The following is a 21,612-nucleotide window of genomic DNA, read 5'->3' as shown; positions in this document are numbered from 1 at the left end:
ATTCGTATGATACAAACCGGTCAAAAAAATATAGAATATTTACTTGAGCTTAACGGCGAACCCGTTGTTCGTACCTATACGGCAGAAATCAAAAATGTGGTGGCCAAGGGCAAAAAGGTCGAACATTCGTGTGTTGTTCTATTTTTTACACTTCAATATCTTGGAACTACCGAAGAAGGTAACTTAAGATATAAAAGTAGTATCCAACGCAGATTCTTTTTGGATGACAAAAACAGGCCTATATTCAAACCTTCCAAGGCCCAAAAATTAGCGCTAAACGTTGCCAAGATCAATGATGAACTAATTCTTGAGGTCAGCAAAAACTATAAGTTCATCGGTATCATCAATGTAGAGGAAGTCCAAAAAAAATGGCGTAAGCTTAAGGGCATATTGCAAGATTCCTTTACAGATCTACACACTGTTATCGGTGATTTTGATTGGCAGATGCAAACCGAGAACATTCAAAAAATATACAGAAACGATGTTTTCTATAATTTCTTCTTCTCCAATTTTTTCTATCAGGAATTCAATACAGAAAAGTCCTTGGAACATAAAAAGGTACTTATGAACGGTATTCATAATCTTGATGTTCCGGTAATAGAGAAAAAGACCATTGACGAAGAAGATGTTCTATTCCAAAACATAACGATTTCCACTTCGGCGGAACTGGACACCAAAGACAAATTATTCCCATTGGAGAAAATGAACGTGTTTCTCGGAAGCCTTCTTGGCACGAAAGGCAGCAAGCATTCCTTGGAATTCGACTACGATGGCCTTTACAAGGTCAAACCCAGAATAGGCCTAATAACCGAAGGGCATTTAACGTATTCTTTCTGCATTAAGGACATCTATACAAAATCAACTACCATTAACTTTAATCTAGAAAAAGATGAGTAGCAAAATATACGTATTGGACGGCGCATTATTGCAATGCGACCAAGGCTTTACCCCAGCCAAGCTGATGGTCACCGAAAACCAAAAGGTAAAGATCCAAGGGAAGTTCAAGGCCACGGATATGGATGTGCAAGTGCCACAGACCTTTGGCCAGTGCAAACTGAAACCTACCAGTGGCGGTTATTTACCTTGTGTCCCCGCCTTGCAGAAATGGACGAAAACCACGGAAAAAGCTACATTGGGAAAGGCCAAAAAATTCTTGTTCGAAGATTCTGAATGTATGTGTGCCACCGGTGGCAAAGTAACCGTTCTACAACCTATGCAGATCAATACGGCCGGTAGTGTCATGGAAGAATTCAAGAATATTGCCATGACCATACCCGGGGCCATGCTGAGCAATGACAAAGCTCCTAAAGTTGTAGATAGTTATTGGATGGATGAAAACGGGAGCGAAAAGGTAGACAGTATAGCCTATGGGGAGAAAGCTTCTATTTTTGTACAAACAGAAAACATGGATCCTGGAGAAACAGTAAATGTATCCGTAAAAGAAAAGGATGAATTAGCAATCGACGGAGAGCAAAACGTCATAAAATTTAGTGGTACGGTAAAAGCAGATGGCTCCGCAGAGTTAAAACCATTGGAAACTTCAGAAGAATGGAATAAAGAAAAAACCGATACTCCATGAGCAATACCCAAACAAAAAAAGAAAGTAGAAAACGTGTACTTACCTTAGAAGTAGAAGGTGGTGGTAGGACGTTTGATTTTAGTTCCCAAAAACTTCAATTGACCCCTGAAGATGAACCGATTATTAAATTACACTTTTTAAGGTTTGGAGTATTTGAATATGATAACGACAAACTAATAAAGGTAAAAGCCCAACCGCAAGATACGGAGCCCGTAATTGAAGGTAAAAATGGAGAATTATATACCAATGAAAAAGGAGCTACACAAGAACTTGACGAGGTAATAATAACGGAACCGCATTTAGACAACTTTTTTGCTGTCCGTACGGGTATTAAAGCTGGTTACTTATATATTTTAGATGAAGCCAATCCTGATACTCCTATTGAATATAAAATTAGTGAATCTGGCAGCTTAAGTTCTATTTCATGGAAAGAGAAAAAAGATTTTAGAGAAGTCGATGGCAAAATATCAGGAAGAGATTATCATGAGGCAGAATACAATTCCGTGCTTTGGGTTGGTTACTCCCCTATTCAATGGTCATTAGATTTTTATAACAGATTAAAAAACAGTGTTGGTGATCGAAAAATCTACATGAAAAAAGTTGTTTGCACTGGTTTTAAGGAGGGAGATAATCTTTCAGGGGAATATATGTCTGCTGAAAATACGCTAGCTTATTTTAAAGAAGAGGACCAATCAAAAGCCACTAGCCTAACCAATAAGTTAGATGCAATAGTATGCAAAGAAATTTCGGACAAAGAAGTTCAACTGAAAAAAAGGCCTGATAAGGAATTTATCAAACCTAATATGATCATCACTTTAGAAGACCCGATAAACAACCTCTTTTATATTTCGAATTCGCTTGCATCAAAAACTTTGGAGTTCAGGGCCTTAATAGATGCCATACAGAGCGGAGAAACTTTAGAAATGGCGCTACAACGATTAAAAAGTGGTAATGATACGCCTCCAGAACCACATGAGGATTATGGATCCTTATTTTCTTTGGCCTTAACCTCCTACCAAATAGTCTATGCAAATAAAGATTCTAAAAAAAAATATGATGGTGGTGTTATAGGATGGTCTAAGAAAAAAGAAAGTAATTTAAAAGTTAATCCTAGAGTAGCTGCAAGAAGAAATTTCAAAAAACCAGGTCAAGATATAAAAGGCTGGACTGGTGGCTTAGACCTTGCTAAAGTAGAAGCTGTTTTAGGCTATGAAGACCGCCAAAAATTTAGGGAAATAGTACAAGGTTACCGTAATGATTATGCAACTTATATAGGTTGTAAATCCTGTAAGGAACATTTTGAATATTATTTACACAACCACCCAGAGAGAACATTGCAAGGATGTGCCACTATCTTTGATACCATTATGTCGTTTTATCCCAATCCTTATAATTGGGACAAACATTTACTCCTGAAAAAAGATTACAAAAGTGAAGATGCTCTACAAGAGTGGGTGTACAAATTGTTGGATGATGAGCAACAATATACCATTACATTGACCAATGAAGAATCGGTTAATAGTAAAGCCCCTAATTATGCAGGTAACGATGTCTTGTATGCGTTATTAACGAAACCCATAGATTTAGAAAAACCTATCGAAGATGATCCCTTAAAATATAGTTTAGGTATTTCAGGAGTGTTAAAAGCGAAGTTACAGGTACATTCCGATGAAGTTTTTAACACAAGAAACGTAAAAGGTAAAACCTACAAAACTATAAAGGACAAACATACATTTGTAAAGAAAAAAATAAATAAGAAATTTAAGTTAGGTAAGAAATTGGTTAAAATGAAAGGCAACCAAATGTACCTTAACCCAGAGTTATTTACCAAACATGCGAGTATTGATTGGGAAGAAGTTGCCAAGAACAAGTATACCGGTAAAAAGAAAAAGATTACAAAAATCCTAAAAAAATATAATGGTCTCGTATATATAGGTAAAGTAAATGGGAAACATGTTTTTGAAATCCCTTATGAAAAATCTGGGGACAAACTATCTAAACCAGAAATCAAAAAAAATAATTTAAACAAAAAAGCGGCCGTAGTATTGAACAGTAGGGCTTTCAATGGCACTATTGCATTTTTGCAGGTTTTGAATATGAAAGGGGCATTAGAAAGTTTTATAGAAGCCCCTAATGCTAAATCTTTAATAAATTTAGGAGGTGTTTCGACTGAATTAACGGAAGCTGTATTGACCTTAAAAGAATTACAATTAAAAGCTTCAGGAGTAGAATCAAAAATGTTATCAAATACAATAAGGGTTGCAGGTACCATAGGCGGTGCCGTATCGGCCGGAATATGTTTTTATGAAGGAATAGTTCTCCTAAATAAACGGGATAATGATTCTGGCTTGGCCCTGATGGGTGCTGGCGTTGCGTTCGGTTATGGTGCCTATTTCGCTTTTGCTGCTGTATCGGGTCCTATTGTTTGGATAGTTTTGGGTATTGGCGTAGGATTGGTCTTATTATCTGAATGGTTAAGGGACACTCCCTTAGAATACTTCTTTAAAAATTTCTTGTTAAGCGATGCCCATAGACTACCCCGTAAAGCTATAGACCAAGAAACTCCAATGGCATTCAACCGCCGTTTGTTCGACAATAAAGAAGAATTGGTCGATAATCGAGAAGACAAGAAAACGATAATGCATCCAAAAGATGCACTAGCTACATTATCCGATGCCATAGTATGCCACTCCATTATGTTTAGACCAGGTGAGGATATACAGCGTATTAAAAACAGACCAGTATATTCGGGTACTCCTGGGAGTGGAATCAATACTTATAAAGTGACTATATATGAATTTAAGGTAACTCTTCGTTTTTATGAATTATTCAACGACAAGGACCAGTACGAGCACCGTATTTTCCTATTTCCTAACGGACTAAAGAGTAAAACATGCCATGAAATCACCAATACCCATTATAAAAACAACATCATAGAAAATGGTATTACGGCTGGAGTCTCGGTAAGTTTTAATATTCCTACAAAATATCGTCATCTAATTAATGAGGATACCGAGGTAGTTTATGCTGCGCAATTATACGTGGATAAAGAAAATAATATCAAATTCCCGTACCCAAGAGCTAATAAGGAACGCTATATGGGCGCGAGAATAAAGTTGACCAATACGGAAATAATGCTAGAGAATTCGGACCAAGAAGAAAATCTTAAAAATTTACCTTTAAACGAACTTTTAAATCATGATACATGGTAAAAGTAAAAGACTACTTTAATAAAAAAGTTACCCACACTTCCTACATAAAAAAAAGAAAAAAAAATGCTTTTTGGGCCGGGTATCTACCTTTTGAAATTCATGAACCCCCAATGTCAAAGACTTTAGAGTCGGTTGGTAAAGACTCAAAAAAAAAATATAGAGTAGCAAATCATGAAGTTTTAGTAAGGGAAGAACCAAAATTTATTGGCCCCTTGATTTTTGGGATTTTTAGTACATTCATGCTTTTCGGCTCTTTTTTTATTGAGTTTGAAGAAAAGGTTTCAGGCATCTATTTTTTGATCATTAATACTTTAATACTCTTTTCTTCTGTTGTTTATTATTTCACAGTTCCAGATAAGGAATTGATTTTAAATCGTAGAGATGGTCTGGTCTCTTTTCCAGCTTTTGCCTACGGCAAGCCTTTTACCATGGCCGTAGAAAAATTACGAATAGGTTATACTTCCGGGGCCAGTGGTTCACCGGGACCGGGAAGGTTGATTATCATAAGACCTACTAAAAAACAATTTGGATTTATGACAAATTTAGGGGGTAGTTATTTTGAGGAACTTTCCTTTTTAATATGGTATATGGACAAAAACAGACCATTGCCACCTGGCAACGCTTTTGATGAGTACCGTAAAGCGGATTATAAACGCAGAAAGGAAGAAGGCTTCCCCCCTCCTGTTTTCAGAAGCTTTATACCTACCCGTGAGTATAAACACAAATGGCAAAAAGAACGGGACAAACATTGGAAAGACATCATCGAAACCGATGAAAAAGGAAACCAAGTACACCGCATATGGCAATCCGCGGAAAATGTAGAACGCCATGGCGAATGGAAACCCGTGGTACCGCAATAATAAAACCATAGACACAAACCTTTTCAAAACTGTGGTTGAACAACAATTGCCAAGATCCTCCTAAAGAAAGCTTTTAAAGCACCTCTATGGAAACTTTCATCATATCGAACAGAAAAACCAATTTTCTATCAAAAATCAGTAGTGCGGACGATGAAAAAATTTTGAAGAACATTATGCCCGCTGATCATCTATGCGCCCTAGATAAACTTCAAAACCCGGAAACATGGTAGATTTTAAGAGGAAGGTTACCCATAAAGGTTATAAGGACAACGGCAAAAAATACTATAAAGGATTACCAAAAGCAATAAACACCGATCCTAGAGCCATAAAAAAAGAATGGACATCCTCCCATAGAACAAATTTCCTAATTCTCAATGAAAAATATATTGTAAGGAAAACGGGTGCGAATGCTATACCTTTTATTGGAAGCTCAATAATTATACTAGCATTATCAATGTTCAGTTTTGGACAGATTGAATGGAATTACATAGAAACTAGTGTTTTCATTATTCTGATTTTGGCATTAATTTTTTTCATTATATATTTTATAACCATGCCAAAAAAAGAACATATTCTCAATAGAATGGATGGTCTTATAACCTTTACGGGGTCTTTTTGGCAAAAAAACATAACAATGACCTTCGATGATGTAGAATTCAATTATACAACAGGTAACGAAGACGGTACCGGGGCTTTTATTTTACAGGCGGTACGCCCAAATAAAATAAGGTCTTTTGATGTTTTTTCCCTCGGCGGAACCAATTGTTACGAAGACTTGGCTATGATTACTTGGTATATGGACAAGAATAGACCGCTTCCGCCCGGGGACGCCTTTGATAAATTTAGGCAAATTGATTATGAACGCCGAAAGGCGGAAGGGTTCCCTAGGCCTTTATATCCAAGCAATATCCCTACTCCCGAAGCTACCAAGGAACAACAGAAAGAACGGCTAAAGATTGGAGGATGGTAGATAGTTCTATGGGAAATTTCAAAAATTCAGGGCTCTTTTTGAACTTTGACTAAAATAGAATGGAAGAACTGATATTTTATATTGTAATCCTTGTTTTGTTGACCATATCCGGCAAACTCTTCCCTAAGTTTAAACAAAATAGGAACGCACAGAAAATCGAGACCTATTTGCAAACACTGAAATACGTCGATATCGATACGGATACCATAGTCGTTGATGGTACCAGTTATACCCAAAGTGTGCCCGTAGATGTCTATGACACGGAATTGGACCCCAACTCCCCTAATTTCTACAGAGGAACAGGGGGCACCAGTGATTTCAAGTTTAGAAACACCTTCCATAAACAGAAAGATTTCACCCGATTTAAATCTACTGTTTACGTACCCATCATATACCAAGACCAAGAATATAAATTCTCTATGAATTTCCCCATAGACCAAACCACCTTAAGGATGAAATTGTATATGCAAAAAAAATTACGCGCATATATCCAAGAGTTCAATGATATGGATGATACCCGTTCCGATTTTCAGTTCCTTTTAGATTTCAGGTTTTTGAACGATAAATCGATCACTTTGGTCCCCACCAATGATTACAAAATATAAGTAATCGCAAATTGAAGCATCTGTCTCTGAAGGTATGTCCGTTTTGCCCGATATCCTTGGTAGCAATCGATAAACTGACATCGCTTATCCCAATTAAAAAATTTACAACTCCCTGACATCTTGACGAAAACACCTTCTTTTGTTTGCGCATACTTAGGGTAATTATTACTTTAATCCCGAAAATACTGACATATGTCCAAAATAGTAAACAGTAAACTCCTTGTAGGAGGAGAGGAATTCTTGCCCAAATCGGGCTATAGCGTTACCGTAGAACAGTCCATTGGAGGGCACAGCTCCTTCCGTATCGCCTTCCCTTCCAATGCCACCGAAGGCTACTCGGGCGCCTTGATGGACAATGCCCTGGCCTATGTAGGCAAGAAGATCACCATTGGCATCAACGAAAACCAAATGGAATTCAAGGGCGTGGTCACCTCGGTTGACCTTCAAAAAGGCATCGATGCCGCAGGTACCATCGTACTATCGGGCCATGGGCCGGCGGCCCTCCTGGCCAATTCCGTCCAATGCCTGAGCTACGAAGAGGGTACGCCCCTATCACAGGTGGCCAAGGATACCGTGAACGGGCACTCCACCGAACATGTAAAACTTTCCATCGGCAAGGGCACCGACGTAAGCCTGCCCTATACCGTACAATATAACGAGAGCGACCTGGCCTTCCTTCAGCGACTCTGCAGCCGCTACGGAGTCTGGATCTACCATAACGGTACCGATTTCTGCGTGGGCAGGACCGGGGACAAACAGGTGCAGGGCGTTTACGGACAGGATGTACTGGGCTTTAACCTTTCCACCGTGCTCAGGGAGCAGTCCTTCGGGCTTAAGGCTTGGGATTGGGTCAACGACACCCCGTTAGAAGCCGACTCCGCGGCTTTCTTCCCCAATTCATCCCATCCTTACCAAGACCGGATAAAGGGGGAATCGGAAAACGTTTTCGCAAAAAAAAGTGCTTATGATTGGAGTATTGGCCAGCACGAGTACAGTGCGCAAAGCGGTGTAGATACCGCCACAAAGGTGAACACCTTGGGGAAAGCCGCCAGTATGATATTGGCCTCGGGCACCTCGGAGCTCGTAAACCTTACCGTTGGCGATACCCTCACCTTGGAAGGGCTCAATTTTTCCGACCAGACCAAAAAGGATCCCTACGGTTCCTATGACATCACCAAAGTCGTACACCGCTTCGACCATAGCGGACACTACCGCAACGAGTTCGAGGGCGTACCCGAAGGCACCGAACACCTGCCCTACTCCAACAGTTTTGCCGCACCCCGATCGGGCGCGCAAAGAGGCTGGGTGCTCGACAATGCCGATCCGGAAGGACTCGGACGTATCAAGGCACAGTTTCCTTGGCAAAGGGCCATGGGCACCAGTACCCCCTGGATCAAGATGGCCACCCCCTACTCCGGTAGCGAAAAGGGCTTTTATTTCATTCCTGAAAAAGGCGAAGAAATCTTGGTCGGCTTCGAGGCCGACAACCCCGAGAAACCCTTTGTGTTAAGTTCTGGTTTTAACGCTAAGGCCAAAAGTGCTTATTCCGATCCCGATAACAATATCAAAGCGATCAAAACCCGAAGCGGTAACGAAATTATTATGAACGACAGCGATGGGAGCATTGCGATACAAGACCCTAGCGGTAATTCCATTGTTATGGACGGTGAGGGCGGCATTACCATTTCCGCTCCAAACGCATTAACACTGAATTCCAAAGAAATCAATCTTATCGCTTCGGAGGTAGTTAACCTTGACGGAACCAACAACGTAAACCTTACTTCAAAGGAAATTTATAGCGATGGCAGCGCCAAGGTCACGGTAAACAGTGGGGCCAAAGTTGAAGTAACCGCACCAAGCACACAAGTAGAGGGGGCAACAGAATTAAAACTTAAGAGCAACGGCATTCTAAATGCCGATGGTACTACAATGACCAATATAAAAGGAGGGCTCTTGAACTTAAACTGTGGTTAATCTAGATGAACAACGAGCACAATCCGGTCGCACTTTTAGTGACCCAAATTCAACAGAAGTGGCTGCAAGACGTTAGCCCCCATGACGAGGTCAATTGGGTTCGTTGGTTGATAAAACCGGAACAAGCGCGATTGTATGAAGGCTTCTTAAAGTTAGAATCATCCCCTCACGGTATCATCCCAGATATTCCCGTGGTGTTACTTACCCCTTTTGTAGATAGCAAGGTACACAGCAAAAACCTTATATCGGATTGGCTGGAAAGTTTCAAGAACGATGAACGCCTGAAGGAACAAATAGAAGGCAATTTTCTTCAGTTCGACTGGGACCCTGATTATTTTAAGCAAAAACTCAAAAATAAAGAGGGTGATTTCGACAGCCTCCTCATCGAATTTTTAGCGAGTTTCCAAAAAGCCCTCCCAAACCCCGAACAACATTTGGTTATGGCCCTATTTCCATACACGGTGCAAGCCACCGAAGATTACAAAAATTGGATGGAAACCATGCTTGGGCTCGGAATGCCCCCAAAAACCCGTTTGATGGTTTTCGACCATCATCCTAAAAACTATTTTGAATCGGTTCAAATAAAACATAAAGCTACGTGCAAGTCGCTTTGGATTGACCTTGACCTTGACGGCGCCATGAAAAAGATAGCCATGTCAGGCGACCCCAACGATCCGGAAGTACAGTTTAGGGAGTGTATGATAGAAATGGGCAACAGTACTGCCAAGAACAATCGTAAGCGGCTTCATCTTTGGGGCGAAAAGGGTCTAGAAGTAACGCAAAAAACTGGAAACAAAACCGCCTTTGCTACCGCTCACGGCGTTTACGCCGGTATGCTGTTCCAGTTCAAGGAATATGATACGGTCGACAAATTATTGCGACGTGGCCTCGCCATTGCAAAGCAGGGCAAAGCTAGCGGTGACGATACGGCAAATGCTATCATTTTGCAACTGTACGCTTATATGGCTTCAAGTGCCCATCATCAAAATGAAATAGAAAAAGCGACCGAACTTTTCTGCGAGCAAGCCGAACTGGCCATATCGTTCGGTCTAGGGCAGCAGGCTTTGGCCATTTACATCAATGCCTATACCTTGATCAAGAAAAAGAATCCGCCCCGTTATAAAGAGCTATTGAAAAGAGCCTTCGATTACGGCCGAACGCTTCCCGAAGAGCAACTGAAATCCAGCGGCATAGGTCAAATTGCCTGGGATTATTACAATAGCACACAAGGAACGACACTAAGGACCATTGATAGTTTTATGGTGGATTTAGAGGGAAAAGATTGGAAGCAAAAAATGGAGCGTCAAGCCCAAAACATGAAAAATAGTATTTCTATATCCTAAAAAAGAGACGATATGTTATTGGCCAATAAACATTTTACCCCCGTATTAGGAATCGATATTCATATCGTAATCCTGTTCGGTGTACCCGTACCCCTTCCCCATCCCTATATCGGTATGGTGATGGATGTTATGGATTACATCCCTTTTATGGGATCAACGGTCAATATCAACAACGTACCAAAAGGCAACAGTCAAACTTCTGGAGTTTTGGCCACCTTATTTCACATTCCTATGGGAGGCCCCTTCTTGATGGCGCCCATGATCGGCCATGACTCCGTTAACTTCTTCGGAAGCACAACGGTACATGCCGAAGATAATTTTATGTCTCCCGCAGGGTATATGGTCATGACCTGTAACGATATCGGAATCCCCTTGACCTTGGCACCTGGTAAAAAATTACGCCCAATTCCCAGTTTTTACCTTCCCAGCTCAATGTCGATCCCTTTGCCTATGGGCCAACCCGTTTTTGTGGGAGGCCCCTATGCCCCTGATTGGGCAGGCGTTATAACAGGGCTGATCATGTCGTATGGCATGGGAGGCCTTATGAAGAAAGCTGGGGGGAAATTCAAACGCGGACTGAAAAACGGTCTGAAAAAATTGAACCATATGTTGCCTATGAACAAGGCGACAAAGGGCTTGAAAAAGAGCCTTTGTAAGTTTGGTTTTGAACCCATTGACCTGGTTACGGGCCGAATGGTCTATGAAGGTGAAGATTTTGTTCTTTCCGGCCCCATACCTATTAGATGGGAACGGAACTGGTACTCCGATTCAGAGTACGAAGGACTCATGGGGTATGGATTTTCCTGTAATTATGACCTGGGAATGCACATCAATACCCAAGACGGGAATATGGGGCTAAGGCTCACCGACGGCAGACTTGCCGCCATGCCGATATTGAACATACCCGGCGAACAATATTATGACCGATCCGAAAAATTAACACTTACCTATATTGATAAATACACCTACGAAGTAGAAGACCACGAAGAGCAGTTAACCTATACCTACAGCAAACGTACCCCTACCCTTTTTAAACCGACGGAGATTCGCAATCCTGATGGGTTTACCGTGCAAATGAAATACAATTCGGCCAATGCCCTTACCCATATCGTTGACAGTGTGGGCAGAAACATTGCGTTACGCTTAGACTCAAAACATAGGGTTACCGAAATTACGGCGGAACATCGGGGAGAAACCAGAAAACTGGTTTCTTACGGATATAATAATGATGGCGATCTGATTCGAATCAGCGATGCCCTCGACCAGCCCACCCTGATGGAATACGAAAATCACCTGATGCTGAAAAAGACCGACCGAAACGGACAGTCCTTTTATTGGGAATACGACGGAAACCAAACAGGGGCCAAATGTATCGCGACCCGAGGTGACGGCAATATTCTTTCAGGAACTTTGGAATATCACAAAGGATACAACATCATCACCAATTCCCTCGGGGAACAAAGTATCTATTATTTTAATGAATTGAATCTATGTACCCAAGTCACCGATGCCATGGGTGGGCATATCTTCCATGAATATACCGAGTACATGGAACCCTATCGTGATATCGACGAAGAAGGCAATGCCACAGGGTATAGCTATGACGAAAGGGGCAACTTAGTAGGCCTCCATCAGCCAGACGGTTCGACAACCACATTCGTTTATGACGAAAAAGATAGGCTGGTCTTGACCAAATACCCTGTCGGAGGCTCCGTAATCCGTACTTTTAAAGAAGATCGCCTACATGCCGTAATTGACATGGATGGCGGGGTAACTTCCTTCGGATACAATGAAAAAGGATTGATAAACGAAGTACGCGATAATGCCGGAAATATTTCTTCCCTCGCCTACGATAAAGATTTTAACCTTTCTAAAATGGTACTGCCCAACAAAGCAGTAGCCACTTGGAAATACGACGCTTGGGGACGATGCCACCAAACAAAAAATGCGGCCGGACACGAACAGAACTTTATCTATGACGACCTCGACCGTGTACGTCAAGTGGTAGAACCCGACAACAATGCGATCCAACTAAAATACAACGCCTACGATGAAGTTGTAGAACTACATCAAAAAAACGGAAAAGTAAAGTTCGAATACACCCCAATGGGAAGCCTTAAAATGCGCGAAGAACGCGGGCGAAAAGTATTCTTTGATTATGATACCGAAGAGCAACTATGTTATATAGATAACGAGCACGGAGAGCGATACCGTTTCAAACGCAATCCCAATGGACAGATCATTACCGAAATAGGCTTTGACGGCCTTACCCGCATGTACCAACGCGATCGTGCCGGTAAAGTTTACCGAGTCAACCGCCCAGGAGGCAAGTTTACCGAATATGAATACGACAACAATGGCAGAATTACCCGTGCCGAACACAGCGATGGTACATGGGAGACCTATAGTTACGACCGTAACGGCAATCTTATTGAAGCCGTTAACCAAAATAGTACCGTACAACTCATCCGCGACAATGCCGGAAGAGTTGTTGCTGAAAACCAAGACGGGCACCTTGTTGAAAGTACCTATGACAAATTAGGCAACCGAATACAAATTACAAGTAGTCTAGGCGCAAAAATAGACCTATTGCGAAACAAAATGGGCCAAATTGAAACAATGAACGCCCAAGTCTCCGACTCCAAGGTTGAGGAGAGCAAAGCGAATGGTTCCGCCTCACACAAAAAGGCCGGAACCTGGTCCGCCAACTTCGCCTACAACAGTGTAGGCATGGAAATAGAACGCCTACTTCCGGGCGGCGTAAGGGCCGAGATGGAATATGACGGGGCCGGGCGTCCCGTACGCCAAAAAGTTACCCGCGGCCGTAGTGAAATGCGCCACAGAACCTACAACTGGAGCGTGAACGACCGGCTTAAGATAATGGTGGACCAATTGACCAAAGGACAAGTCTCTTACACCCATGACCAGTTCGGTAATTTGGCCTCTGCTAAGTACGAGAACAATGATATGGATTATAAGTTGCCCGATGAAGTGGGCAACCTTTATAGAAGCCAAGGCAAAAGCGACCGTAAATATGGTGCAGGTGGACAATTATTGCAAGATGGCCGTACAACTTTTAAATATGACGATGAAGGTAACCTGACCGAGAAACGGACACCTAGCGGAACCGAAGTATACGATTGGTTCGACAATGGTATGCTACAAGCGGTAACCAAAACCAATGGAGAAAGAGTAGAATTTGAATACGACGCCCTAGGAAGGCGTACGGCTAAAAATGTAATACCGGCACGGGCCAAGTCCAGAAGCAGCATAACGCGCTTTGTTTGGGACGGCAACGTACCATTACATGAATGGGAGTACCCTTTAAAAAACCGCCCAGAATGGATGGTCGATGAATGGGGCATGCTTACAAAAGATAAAGAAGAACCCGTTGAGAATTTAATTACCTGGGTATTTGATGAAGGCACTTTTAAACCTGCGGCCAAGATTGTAGATGGTGAACACTTTAGTATCATCACGGATTACTTGGGTACCCCCGTAGAAATGTACAACGCTCAGGGTGCAAGAACTTGGGCGGTAGAATATGATATTTACGGAAAAGTTCGTAAACTTGTTGAAGGTGATGTTGATGATTGTCCGTTCCGTTACCAAGGGCAGTTTGAGGATGTTGAAACTGGGTTGTATTATAATAGGTTTAGGTATTACACTGTTGATACCGGTACTTATATTTCAAAAGATCCAATCGGACTAAATAGTAGAGAATATAACTTATACGCCTACGTTTCTGATACCAATTCAATTATTGACCCTTTTGGTTTAGATTGGAATTATGTTTTAGTAGATTCAAATGGAAATTCTTATTATCACGGTAGAGCATCTGATAATGCCTCAATGGAGGATGTGGCAAGAAGACATTCTAATACAACAGGGACTGATGGAGCAAGGTTTGGAGAAGGAGATACAATGCAAAGAAAGACAAAAGTAGGTACACCTAAAGATGCTGTAAGAGGAGTGGAACAAAGAGGAGTTGCAGAAAATGATTTATTAGGTAGGGGAAGCGATAAGGCAAGAGGTAATAAAATTAATGGTATGTCCGATACCAAACAAAAAACTCGTATTGGAAGGCAACGATTAAGTGATGCTGATAAAATATTAAAAGGGAAAAAAGTCAGCGAGCTACCAACTTTAGATGAATTAAAATTTAAAGGAAGTTGTAAATGATAAAGAATTTAGAAACAAAAAAATATCTAACTCATGATGAACTTATCAATGAGATATTTTTCAAGTATAAAGAGAGCGATAAAAAAAAATATACTTCGTTATTTCTATCTAGTTTCAGCACAAATAAATTAAATTTTAGAAGTGGTCTACCTGTATTTGCTATTATGCAAACTTTTCCAAAACACTCCTTTAAACTTAGAGAAGGACAAACTTTAGATGGAATAACGCCTTGTGAGGTATGTTCTAATTTTAATAATATCGAATATGACACGGATTTAATTGAAGAATGCTTCTTAGAAGTAGGCGGTTTAATAAGCCATAGTTTATTAATTTATTATTATTATCTATTGGAAACTAATAAATTAGAGGTTACTCAACCGACTGAATCCGATTTCAGAATTTTTTCAGAAATTCTTACTATACTATTAGAAGCAAATGAAAAAGATACTGTTAAAAAAACGATTCAATCAAAAATCGGTAAGATAAAAGGGTTCAAGTCAGATGCAGAGCAAAGACAAGCTTTATTAGAAACGCTAGGCTATTGTAGTATTTTAGAAACACAAGAACATAAAGGGCTTTTAAATAATTACCTAAATTTAGCCATAGCTCCTACAAAAACACATAGTTCCGATTGGAAATATCCAGTCGATTTTTGGTTAGGTAAGGATGGAATTAATAAAGAAGCATTTAAGTTTTGGTTTGGGGAATACTCTCAATTAGATAAATTTTGGAAGTAAAAAATAGATTTTATCCTAAAAATTAGGACTACCCCCCCCCACTAGCGCTCGTTTGCAACGAGTGCCGTACGGAGTAAGAAACAACAAACTAAGAGCTATCTAAACATTTAGATAGCTCTTGTATTTTTTGGCAAAGCAAGATTGCCCGCTTTGTTTGGGACGGCAACGTACCGCTTCATGAATGGAAGTACCCTTTAAATGACCGCCCGGAATGGATGGTAGATGAATGGGGTATGCTTACAAAGGATAAAGAAGAACCCGTTGAGAATTTAATTACCTGGGTATTTGATGCGACCGAACGTTAAGAAATAGCCCTGTGGGCTATTTTAGTGAGGGGCGAGATGGCGCGCAGGGAAAAACCCGTTGCCAAAATAGTTGACGGCGAACAATTTTCTATTATTACGGATTACCTGGGCACCCCCGTTGAAATAGGGAGGAGCGTTAAGAAAATGTCCTGTAGACATTTTTCGCGAACTAGCCAGCTGGCGCGTGGCATTCACAAGGCGCAAGAACTTGGGCGGTTGAATATGATATTTACGGTAAAGTACGTAAACTTGTTACAGGTTCTTTGGAAGATTGTCCGTTTCAATACCTAGGGCAGTATAAGGATGCTGAAACTGGGTTGTATTATAATAGGTTTAGGTATTATTCGCCTGATTTGGGAACTTATATAAGCCAAGACCCAATTGGATTAGAGTCGGGAGAACCTAACTTTTATGCCTACATCAAAGACAGCAATTGCTGGATTGCCCCTTTAGGTTTATTAGGTATTGGAGAAGTGGCAGGGTACATGTCAGATGCCCATAAAAAAGATGGTTTAGATGCTCACGAAATGTTACGTAATGCATTTTTAAAAGACAGTCCTTTAACAGATATTACTACACGGTCGGGAGCTAAAGGTAATCCAGCTATGGCTTTGAATAAACCTTTACATAAAGCGGTACATGATGCAGAAGCTAGAATAAAGGCATCGTTGGGAATGAGCAGAAATCAATACTTTAAACGAGCTAAAGGTAATATAAGAGTGATGTATCAAGCAATGCAAGAAGTACTAGTTGATACAGGCGTAATTACACAACAACAATTAAGAAATATGAGAAAGCAAGTAGAAAAATTCGCAAAATCTAAGGGCTGTTATTAATTTTATATTATGTCAAAATTAATTTTTACGAAAGAAAAATCCAATAATACGATAGGTTATGTCGGAGGGGGAATAACTAATATGAATAAAGATTTATGGCCAAAGAGCCCCGATGACAATACCTTTCAAACACATTTATTTACTATTTTCCCAAATTTTTTCAGAAATGGAAGTATGGCTCAAAATAAAAGAATATCTGTTTTTATATCAATACAAAGACATGCTCTAGGAGGTGTTAAAGACTCAATATCATCAAAATATACTGTTAATCGAACAATAGATTTAGCAAAATTATCAGAAGGTTATAGCAAAGCTTTAATTTACGACCTTAATGATAGCTATATCGAATTATCATTATCTGAGATTACATTAGATAGAAAGTATTTTGAAATTTTGCCTGATGATAACGAGTATTTAGAGAAAGAACATGTATTCTTTGAAGAGAATGGTATGGGGATGGATATTTCGAAACAACAAAGTATTCCTTATTTTGAGCAAGATATAATTACACCATCCCGTAAATATTCTTTTTATTTGCAACTATTAGAAGAGGATATTGAAAATAATCTTAATATTTTTCAAACGGGTATAGGTTATTTCTATGTAGATAGAAATATTAAAAAATTACAATCTGGAAGTGAGGCTGGATTATTTTTCATACAAAATACTTGATTAAATGTTACTTCACTCTCGCCCCCGCTAGCGCTCGTATTTTACGAGTGCCGTACAGCGTAAGAAACAATACTAAGAGCTATCTAAACATTTAGGTAGCTTTTGTATTTTTAAACAATGAGCAGAGGATGGTAATGCGAGAAACCTAGCCAATCAAAACTTTCGTTTTACAATTCATGTTTTCAGGTTTTCAATAGGAAGTAACTGTGACGGCAGTCGTAAAATAAGAGCGTAAGTGAGGGACAGACCCGCCAACAGGGTTAAACGAAACCATTAACAAAGGCATTGATGGTATCTATGAAAATGCCACACCACCACCTAAATTTGTAATCGATGAGGCCAAGTTCAACACTGCCGGTTTAGGAAAAACTAAAGATGGGAAACAAATGAGTGACGGGTGGCTAGTAGGAGAAAAAACTGGGAATAACAGAATACTCGACCAAGTAGATGCCGATAAAGCGGATGAAATCATGGATGCTATTGAAAATGGCGAAGTTGAAAAAATATTAAGCAGAGTCGACGAGGCAGGTAACGTAACCATAAAACAATTGGACAGTGCAGGTAATGTAATAGGTAAATGGCCATAATAATTTTAAAATGAAATTAAGAGATAAATTAAATACAAAAGATGGATACCAAGAGATAATAAGCAATAATCAAAGGTTTATTCATAAAAGAGATGTCAAAATAAAAAAATTAAAAGAAGATGAAAAGAAAGGTATTCAATCATTTCCAAAACCAAATACTGAGATTCTTAGATCCACTTATAAAACTATTATAGATTATAAGTGTGAAATCTTAAAAGCACAATACTCTCTTGGTGAAAGTTTATCAAAAATAGAGGAAGAATTTGTTACTATTTTGACCTTTGCAAATGAAAACAACATTCTTGTTAGTTATGCCAATCTAAACGTGCTGCTTTGCATGGGGGTTATGTTTGAAATCAACGATCAAGAATTTGAAAAAATGGTAAACATTGCCGAACATTATTTAAACCTAAATGGGGAGAGTGACTATTTAATGGATTTTTTAATCAAAAACCGTATTCCCGACCGAAAATTATCAGGATCCTTTATCCTAGAAAAGCCGTACGGGGATTTAAAGAAAATCATTGATTGTTCCGAAAAAGATAAAGAACAGGCTTTGAAACTGCTTAAAGACTACCTAGAAAAAACTTGGTATAAGGAACTGATAGAAGTTGAAACCCATAAGAGTAAATTCAATATACATACAGGCTATTGGAGCTGGGAGGCAGGTGCCATAGCAAAAATACTCGCACTTGACGATAGCAGTCTAAAAAATCAGCAATACTACCCTTACGACATGGTACATTGGAAAGACTGACCCTATGGAAAAAATCAAGGCCTTGTTTGACTTAATGGAATTAATCACCAAAGACACCTCATTGGCGGTGGAGATACAGCTGGCCGAGAACCAACCATTGGACTACCTGAACCAATTTGACGGTACGCTGCAAGAACGTGGTATTGACAGACCTATCCCCGAACTTCCCTGGCTGGCACTGGTCGACGGCCTTGCCCGTCGCAATCTATTGGTAGAACTGGACTGGAAAGAGGACCCCGAAGAACTCATTGCGGTATGCCAACGCCTGACCGAAAACCACAGCGAATCAACCGAAATCAAAACCACCCTAACCTCTCTTGAACCCTTAACGGGCGATGATATCGAAGAGTTTCTTCCCGTGTTGAACCGTTACATAAACAAACACGGTATTCAATTGGTCTGAATCGATATAGATAGCGACAGTTATCCCTTAACGACTATTCCCCTAGCCGATTTGAACACCGCAAGACAATTAGCCGTGAAAGCGGGCTATGGCACGATAAAAACTTAACCCCTCTAATTTTGGCCATGTACCGCCACCAAGGCGATAGTTTTAATTGCAGTCCTGTACGACGGAACACCCCTGCGTACCCGCCCCGACCATGCGGGACGGTTTTGAAGATAGCATCTTCGTAGGCCTCTTCAACCCCCTGTTGGAAGACTCGCTATTGCCCTGCGGTGTTGGCGGCAAAATAGAAATCTTCTACTCGCTGGAAGATGCCACGGCCGCCTGTGCGGAGGAGGAATCCAGTTTTTGGGAAACCTTGGGCAAGGCGGTATTGGTCGTCGCCGCGGTCGCCTTGATCGTGGTTACCGGAGGTGCGGCCATTGCCGCCATTGGGGCCGTAGCAGCAGCTTCAGGAGCATTGGCTACGGGTATAGCTGTAACGGTGGCCGCTTTGGAGGTCGCCGGTTGTTTATTAACCGTCAAAGCATTGTACGATTACTCCCAAGACGGAGATGAAGAAGCTTTATTTAAAGAAGTTGCCCTAGGTTTCTTATTTTTGGGAGCAGGAAAGGTTATTGAAAAAGGGTTTAGGGCCTGGCGTGCCGGAAGGGCTGTGGATGATGCTGTTGAAGTAGTTGATGATGTCATTGAAGCTGGCGACGATGTTGCTAAGATTGCCGATGATGTACCTTACGATCAATTAGGCAAGACCAAGCCATGTTTTCTAGCAGGAACTTTGGTCAAAACACCAAATGGAAATATTGAAATAGAAAAAATAAAAACAGGTGACAAGGTCTTATCATTTAATTTAAAAGAAGGTAAACTCGAAGAAAAAAGTGTAGTTAGAACCTATAACAACTGGACCGATTGTTATTTCGAGATTAAAACCGAAAGTAAATCTTCTATAAACGCCACCTCAAAACACCTTTTTTGGGTGAAGGATTTAAAAAAATGGATTCCTACTAAAGAACTTGCCGTGGGCATGTCGGTTCAAAATTCCTCAGGATCAATCGAAAAAATAAATACTATCACAAAAAGTCAAGAAGTTGATTTGCCAACGTATAATTTGGAAATTGAGGACTATCACAATTATTTTGTAGGCCAATTTGGAGTATTGGTTCATAATCAAAACAAACCATCTCTTTTTCAGAGTACGACTAAAAATAATATCGAGTTTTACAAAGTAACTGATGTTAACGGAAATACTGTCTATGTAGGACAAACTCAGCAAGGAATTGGAACTAGGTTTGACCAGCATATTGCCGAGGGAAGTACGAAAGGAAATTATAAAAAAGAATGGGGCAACCCAGAAAAGTTTAAAGTGGAAAAAGTTGAGATTCCAAAGAAAGGCCCATTAACTCCTTACGAAGCCCATGTTTGGGAAAAACATTTAATAGAAGAATCTAAAGCAAATGGTAATCCCCTAAAAAATAAGGCGAATCCTATAGGAGAAACGAAGTATAATAAATTCAAGGATTTGCATAATCCTTGTTAAAACAATAATTAAATGGCAAAAAAAAAATTAGTCGAGGGCGATATATTTTATGTCAAAGTTAATAGCAAATATATCTTTGCCAGATTGCTTCTTGATGTAGATTCTAGAATTTTAAAGCATGAACCTGAACATAATTGTAAATTTTTCAGCGGATGCTATTTAATCGAGGTCTACAAAGGTATTTATGTAAGCTTCCCTTAAAACCGAACTGTTTAAAAGTAGAATAATAATCTTAATTTTAAACAGTATTATGAGGAAGAGTAGATTTTCACCCACGCAGATCGCGAAGATTTTAAAGGAGTTCGATAATGGCAAGACCGTTGCGGATATAACCCGTGAACACGGTGTGAGCTCGGCCGCTTTCTACAAGTGGCGTTCGAAGTACGCCGGAATGAGCGGCAAGGAGCTCAGGCGCATAAAGGAACTGGAAGAAGAGAACCGCAAGCTCAAGCAGATGTACGCCAACTTAGCTTTGGACCATCAAATGGCGAAGGAGATCATCGAAAAAAAGCTCTGAAGCCTTGTCGTAAGCGCATTATCGCCAAAGAACTTGTTCATTACGGTATCAGCAGGGCGTGCCGTGTCCTAAATATGAGCAAGAGCGTCTATTATTATAAACCTTTTCCAAAGGACGACACCGAAATAGAGGATGCCTTGCGGCAAAAGGCCGAAGATCATTCGGAGGAAGGTTTTTGGAAGGCTTACGATCGTTTGCGCAATGAAGGGAAGCCATGGAACCATAAACGGGTCCATCGTATCTATAAGGCCCTTGGGCTGCCATTGAGAAGAAAGGTGAAGAAACGTTTGCCCGCAAGGGTGAAAGAGCCCTTAGAGGTACCTGATGGACTTAACCACACTTGGAGTATGGACTTTGTGACCGATGTCCTGGAAAACAAAAGACGCTTCAGGTCGTTCAACGTCATCGATGATTTTAATCGAGAAGCACTTCATATAGAAGTCGACTTTTCCTTGACCAGCAATCGCGTTGTCTGGGTACTGAACCACCTTATCAATAAAAAAGGAAAGCCAAAGAGGATCCGCATGGACAAC

General features: G+C 40.4%; 18 protein-coding genes and 2 pseudogenes. 19 read left to right on the top strand and 1 reads right to left on the bottom strand.

Going from position 1 to position 21,612, the window contains the following annotated elements:
- Positions 1–6: 6 nt before the first annotated feature.
- The 17 genes and pseudogenes from BW980_RS18740 to BW980_RS18665 all read left to right on the top strand — a co-directional run bounded on the left by BW980_RS18740 (position 7) and on the right by BW980_RS18665 (position 19,130).
- Positions 7–897 carry a hypothetical protein gene (locus tag BW980_RS18740; RefSeq protein ID WP_076456695.1) on the top strand — a complete coding sequence of 297 codons (891 nt, stop codon included), beginning with the start codon at positions 7–9 and terminating at the stop codon, positions 895–897.
- Positions 890–1,579 carry a DUF4280 domain-containing protein gene (locus tag BW980_RS18735; protein WP_076456694.1) on the top strand — a complete coding sequence of 230 codons (690 nt, stop codon included), beginning with the start codon at positions 890–892 and terminating at the stop codon, positions 1,577–1,579. The genes BW980_RS18740 and BW980_RS18735 overlap by 8 nt, the downstream gene beginning before the upstream one ends.
- Positions 1,576–4,791 carry a toxin VasX gene (locus BW980_RS18730; protein ID WP_076456693.1) on the top strand — a complete coding sequence of 1,072 codons (3,216 nt, stop codon included), beginning with the start codon at positions 1,576–1,578 and terminating at the stop codon, positions 4,789–4,791. Before BW980_RS18735 ends, BW980_RS18730 begins: the two co-directional genes overlap by 4 nt.
- A gap of 110 nt (positions 4,792–4,901) precedes the next feature.
- Positions 4,902–5,651, top strand: a complete 750-nt coding sequence (locus BW980_RS18725; protein ID WP_245800109.1) for a hypothetical protein — start codon at positions 4,902–4,904, stop codon at positions 5,649–5,651.
- A gap of 86 nt (positions 5,652–5,737) precedes the next feature.
- Complete coding sequence (locus BW980_RS22655; protein ID WP_175609920.1) at positions 5,738–5,881, top strand: hypothetical protein; 144 nt, start codon at positions 5,738–5,740, stop codon at positions 5,879–5,881.
- A gap of 323 nt (positions 5,882–6,204) precedes the next feature.
- A complete protein-coding gene (locus BW980_RS22380; RefSeq protein WP_139327734.1) occupies positions 6,205–6,621 on the top strand; it encodes a hypothetical protein in 417 nt (138 codons plus the stop codon).
- Between the two features lie 59 nt (positions 6,622–6,680).
- A complete protein-coding gene (locus BW980_RS18715) occupies positions 6,681–7,226 on the top strand; it encodes a hypothetical protein (protein WP_076456690.1) in 546 nt (181 codons plus the stop codon).
- Positions 7,227–7,418: 192 nt separating this feature from the next.
- The gene (locus BW980_RS18710) at positions 7,419–9,200 is read left to right on the top strand and encodes a type VI secretion system Vgr family protein (protein WP_076456689.1); all 1,782 of its coding nucleotides are present in this window, start codon (positions 7,419–7,421) and stop codon (positions 9,198–9,200) included.
- Positions 9,201–9,205: 5 nt separating this feature from the next.
- A complete protein-coding gene (locus tag BW980_RS18705) occupies positions 9,206–10,543 on the top strand; it encodes a hypothetical protein (RefSeq protein ID WP_076456688.1) in 1,338 nt (445 codons plus the stop codon).
- 12 nt (positions 10,544–10,555) lie between these two features.
- On the top strand, positions 10,556–14,725 hold the full coding sequence (locus BW980_RS18700; RefSeq protein ID WP_076456687.1) for an RHS repeat-associated core domain-containing protein: 4,170 nt from the start codon (positions 10,556–10,558) through the stop codon (positions 14,723–14,725).
- Positions 14,722–15,462, top strand: a complete 741-nt coding sequence (locus BW980_RS18695) for a hypothetical protein (RefSeq protein WP_076456686.1) — start codon at positions 14,722–14,724, stop codon at positions 15,460–15,462. Before BW980_RS18700 ends, BW980_RS18695 begins: the two co-directional genes overlap by 4 nt.
- Positions 15,463–15,803: 341 nt before the next feature.
- Entirely contained in the window at positions 15,804–16,058 is a 255-nt protein-coding gene (locus BW980_RS22650; protein ID WP_076456685.1) for a hypothetical protein, read from the top strand.
- Positions 16,031–16,603 carry an RHS repeat-associated core domain-containing protein gene (locus tag BW980_RS22985; protein ID WP_076456684.1) on the top strand — a complete coding sequence of 191 codons (573 nt, stop codon included), beginning with the start codon at positions 16,031–16,033 and terminating at the stop codon, positions 16,601–16,603. Before BW980_RS22650 ends, BW980_RS22985 begins: the two co-directional genes overlap by 28 nt.
- A 9-nt stretch (positions 16,604–16,612) precedes the next feature.
- Entirely contained in the window at positions 16,613–17,275 is a 663-nt protein-coding gene (locus tag BW980_RS18680; protein WP_076456683.1) for a hypothetical protein, read from the top strand.
- A gap of 386 nt (positions 17,276–17,661) precedes the next feature.
- Entirely contained in the window at positions 17,662–17,862 is a 201-nt protein-coding gene (locus BW980_RS22645; RefSeq protein WP_175609919.1) for a hypothetical protein, read from the top strand.
- A gap of 10 nt (positions 17,863–17,872) precedes the next feature.
- Positions 17,873–18,619, top strand: a complete 747-nt coding sequence (locus BW980_RS18670) for a PoNe immunity protein domain-containing protein (protein WP_076456682.1) — start codon at positions 17,873–17,875, stop codon at positions 18,617–18,619.
- Between the two features lie 4 nt (positions 18,620–18,623).
- A pseudogene (locus BW980_RS18665) lies at positions 18,624–19,130 on the top strand (DUF6630 family protein).
- 192 nt (positions 19,131–19,322) lie between these two features.
- Here the strand turns inward: BW980_RS18665 and BW980_RS22640 are convergent.
- Positions 19,323–19,550: a hypothetical protein gene (locus tag BW980_RS22640; RefSeq protein WP_175609918.1), complete on the bottom strand. Its 228-nt coding sequence runs from the start codon at positions 19,548–19,550 to the stop codon at positions 19,323–19,325.
- Between the two features lie 4 nt (positions 19,551–19,554).
- Here BW980_RS22640 and BW980_RS18660 point away from each other — a divergent pair, with 4 nt between their 5' ends.
- Positions 19,555–20,562, top strand: a complete 1,008-nt coding sequence (locus tag BW980_RS18660) for a polymorphic toxin-type HINT domain-containing protein (RefSeq protein ID WP_175609917.1) — start codon at positions 19,555–19,557, stop codon at positions 20,560–20,562.
- Positions 20,563–20,812: 250 nt separating this feature from the next.
- Positions 20,813–21,612: pseudogene (locus tag BW980_RS22205) on the top strand (IS3 family transposase); the annotation flags it as partial.

The organism is Zobellia uliginosa, from assembly GCF_900156625.1.
GTDB lineage: Bacteria > Bacteroidota > Bacteroidia > Flavobacteriales > Flavobacteriaceae > Zobellia > Zobellia uliginosa.
The sequence above is the reverse complement of the archived record's forward strand: the minus strand, read 5'-3'. Positions and strand labels throughout refer to the sequence as shown.